Raw genomic sequence first — 3,675 nt, forward strand, 5'->3', positions numbered from 1 at the left:
CASCACTTTGTTTGGACTCATAGGTGGCGTTGGTGAAGGAGTGGAGGAGACTGGCCTTGCAGGGGCAGCTGCTGCGGCTATCCAGCGAGCCAGATACCAGTCTGCCGTGACTGTCCATGTACGAGATGCCACCGACGATTTGGTAGGTTTCGTCGTTTTTGCCACAGGAAACCCGATCCCCTGCGCGAGCGTGGGCGATGCCAAACATCATCACGCGGGTATCGGCCTCGAGCACCTCGCCACCGCAACTGGTCTTSTCGCCCTTGCGAATGAAATATCCCTTGGCCATGGCTGCAACTCCTTGTCCGTTGACGAGCAAATTGCGCCTGCCTCCGAAGGATTGGAGGCAGGGCAAAGTGCAGCGCAAGGGTTCAATATGGGGCGGTCAGGCGTAAATCAGACGTTTCCTTGTTTGCTGTAGTCCTGTTCCGCAATCTGGAAGGGGGAGGGGCAGTGGACGGCATCGGCGATGTCGTCGAGCTGTGCGAGAATAGGCTATCCATTTTTTCCAGGAACACCCATGGACGCTGCCAAACCTGCGCTGATCCGCGAAACCTTCCCTGTCGGCCCGTTGCAGTGCAACTGCAATGATGCGTGACTGGCTCTCACGTTGATTTACAAGTTTTTATGTAAAAACACCTTTTATTTCAAATGCTTGTGTTCATGCAATGATGTGCGTTTCGAAGCGTACTTTTGCAATGTTTTGCTCTCGCCGTGTGCCAAAACTGTGCCCGCACAAGTGTTGTTTAAGAGCCTTAGGAATACCCAAAACAAATCTCCAATATTCTAAAATATGCCCTTATCATCTGACACCGCCACTATTTCCGGTAAAGCCTTAAGGCGTGCCGTGCCTTTCACGCACCTACGGGAGGTTACTGCACACTAGGTGCTGAGCTGCGCCAACGATATACCGCAACCAGCACACTAGAGTGAGCGACAAGGACAGCGATACGGAGGGTGTGGACAGGCTGACGACTACTTAGTAATGTTCCAAGATGTAATGTCGTTTTGCTTGCACGCAGGATTTCGCGGTTCTGATGCGCCACTCGCTTTGGATCAAGGGCGGTGGCACATGCCCCGTTTCCTGAGGAGCGGTGCATATGCAATAGAGCAAAGGTGATGGTAAATAAATCTGTCCCCTTTATCCGAAAGGTTTCGTTGTTGCTGGGCAGCGGACGCGAGCCTGAGGCCCGCAAGGCGCTGGTCCAGGCCTTGGATGCCGCCGCCGGGGGCGTGTTGCAACCCTTTGAAGGGTTGTTGGCCGAGCATCCGGACTGGCTGCGGGCACAGCTGCAACTCTGTGCATCGACCACGATTTCCCAGGACCTTGCCGAAAAACTTCCCGCCGCGGCCGCCCGCCCGGCACCGGAGTCGACGCCGGCGTCGGAGCAACTCAGCACCCGGGAAATGGCCGTCCTGCGCCTGATTGCCCAAGGCTGCTCGAATCAGGAGATCAGCGACCAGCTGTTCATTTCCCTGCACACGGTGAAAACCCATGCCAGCCATATCAACAGCAAGCTGGGGGTAGAGCGGCGCACGCAGGCGGTGGCCAGGGCGAAGGAATTAGGGGTGTTGGTGTAGCGTTGCGCGGGGTTTCTTGCTGGCGTCCTAGGCCGTGGTCGCGTCGCCAGTGCAAATCGCACGTTCGTCGTTATGAAGTATGGTCAAGGGTTCGTCCATGGCGTGGCCAGTGACAGCGTGATGAGATAGCGCTCCTCTGTGGGCCGTTTCTGGTCCTTGAATCGATTCACAATCAACATCACTTGATACCGGTTGGACGCGTGCCAATAAGTTTTGCCGCCTTTGTTCACGTCCCGTAGTTGGGCTCGCCACTCAGGAGTGTCGGCGAATGAAGGGAAGTAATCGACCTTGATGGGGGTCCAGCCAGCGTTGCGCCATTGCTCTTGCAGATCCAGTACGACCTTGAGGGTGTCGTCGAGTAATAGCGGCTCGATTTGCGGAGACATGCGGACACCGTCGATCCGTTCATCGCGTCCAAAACCCACCGTGAAGAAACGGGCCAGCGGGGTCACAAAGCCAAACTCAGGATCTGCGAAGCGCAGACGGGCATCAGACTTGGGAACATTGAACCAGGAGTGCCCTGGTATGACTGGATCGATTCTTGCGCTGGAGCGCTGGCGCATAGCCTCGTAAGGCTCGCCAATCAATAGGGCGATTTCCGGCTCATCCGAGAGTACTTGAATCGCGGCTGACGTCAGGAGGGCCGCGATCGCAAGTGCCAACACGCCGCGTCGCCAACCCATGCGATGCATCAGGTTCACCGCACGCCTCCACCCCAGGCGATATCCCGAATCGATTGCTCAATCTGGTCGCGTTGGTCGCTATGCAGCAAATCGTCAAACTGCGCCGCGGCTTTGAGCACAAAGATCATGCGCCGTTCGATGTCAGCCAGGTTGGCAAAGGGATTACTGCCAAAACCAATGGTGCGTCCGTCCTCGATTGGACGGCACTGGCTGGCCAGCGTCAGCTCGATGGCCTGGGCGGCGCCGGAGGGGATGTTAGTGACGTAGGAGGCATGGTTACCGCGCAATAACCATTTCAGACCGCTGTCGTTGTACATCGCTGGTTGCAGAATATTCCGCTGTTCGTGTTTGGCCAGATGTTCAACACTTTCGGCGATGTTACCCGCTTCGATCGCCTCGAAGGCCAAGAGGATTTCCTTGTGGTCAGTCCCGAACTTCAGCGTTTCCTGCCCGACCGGCCACAACACCGGATGTTGGCCATTCCCAAAAATGTTGCTACGTGATTCCAGGCAATCCTTCAGCGCCTCCAACCCCCGTTCCTTGTAGAACACATGCAGCGGATACACATCCAGGAACAGCGTGGTATTGCCCATCGCCAGCATCTCGTACACAAACCGGTACATCCGTTGCGGGAGCGACAAGGGAAGGTCGGCACCCCAGTGGGTGAAGCCCCATACCGGGTTGTCACGGTTGGCCTCTTCGTACTCGTGCTGGCGCTGCTCAAACGCCCGAATGGTCGCGCGCTTTTCCCGCTCACTGGGACTGAGCAAGCCTCTCAGTCCTTGTCTGGCACTGTCCCTCAATTGCTGTATCGCCTCTTCTTCCGCCTGAATCTTCTCGACCGAATCCGCCGCGTGCAGCAGACCACAACCCACCTGTTTCGAAGCGAACGCCGCCAGCCCGGCCCACTGAAAACGCGGGTCGTGGCGCCATAGCTGGGCGTAGGCAGCATTGATTGCCTTGTTGCGCGCCTTCGGGTCGGCGATCAACTTGCCGCCCGGTGCCACGACGTTTTCAACCCTTTGCTGGTATCCGCGCCAAAGGTTTTCACAGACTGTCCCTGGCCGTTCGCTGAGCGTCGGTGTGGGCGCCCGTGCTGAAGTGAAACTGGATTGTCGCGGTGCGACGGGGTTGCTGGGGGCAACTGGCGCCGCTTCCTGTTGAGGGACACTCCTCACGGCTTGCGGCGCAGCACTTTGTTTGGACTCATAGGTGGCGTTGGTGAAGGAGTGGAGGAGACTGGCCTTGCAGGGGCAGCTGCTGCGGCTATCCAGCGAGCCAGCTACCAGTCTGCCGTGACTGTCCATGTACGAGATGCCACCGACGATTTGGTAGGTTTCGTCGTTTTTGCCACAGGAAACCCGATCCCCTGCGCGAGCGTGGGCGATGCCAAACATCATCACGCGGGTAT

At 57.4% G+C, this 3,675-nt stretch carries 3 protein-coding genes and 2 pseudogenes; 2 read left to right on the plus strand and 3 right to left on the minus strand.

The window, feature by feature from the left end; all coding sequences use genetic code 11:
• A partial coding sequence (locus BKX96_RS31805) for a PAAR domain-containing protein (protein WP_143512495.1) occupies nt 1–289 on the minus strand: 289 nt, incomplete at its 3' end.
• 231 nt (nt 290–520) lie between these two features.
• On the opposite strand from BKX96_RS31805, the pseudogene BKX96_RS32745 reads away from it, so the two are divergent.
• Together BKX96_RS32745 and BKX96_RS33690 are read left to right on the plus strand one after the other, a co-directional pair.
• Nucleotides 521–586: pseudogene (locus BKX96_RS32745) on the plus strand (MBL fold metallo-hydrolase); the annotation flags it as partial.
• Between the two features lie 806 nt (nt 587–1,392).
• Nucleotides 1,393–1,581, plus strand: a pseudogene (locus tag BKX96_RS33690) (response regulator transcription factor); the annotation flags it as partial.
• An 83-nt stretch (nt 1,582–1,664) separates the two neighbouring features.
• Here BKX96_RS33690 and BKX96_RS31815 read toward each other — a convergent pair.
• Complete coding sequence (locus BKX96_RS31815; RefSeq protein WP_077186390.1) at nt 1,665–2,282, minus strand: hypothetical protein; 618 nt, start codon at nt 2,280–2,282, stop codon at nt 1,665–1,667.
• A partial coding sequence (locus BKX96_RS31820) for a PAAR domain-containing protein (protein ID WP_256721745.1) occupies nt 2,279–3,675 on the minus strand: 1,397 nt, incomplete at its 5' end. The genes BKX96_RS31820 and BKX96_RS31815, both read right to left, overlap by 4 nt.

Origin of the sequence: Pseudomonas putida (assembly GCF_001976065.1) — a bacterium.
In the GTDB taxonomy this organism is placed as follows: Bacteria; Pseudomonadota; Gammaproteobacteria; order Pseudomonadales; family Pseudomonadaceae; genus Aquipseudomonas; species Aquipseudomonas serbica.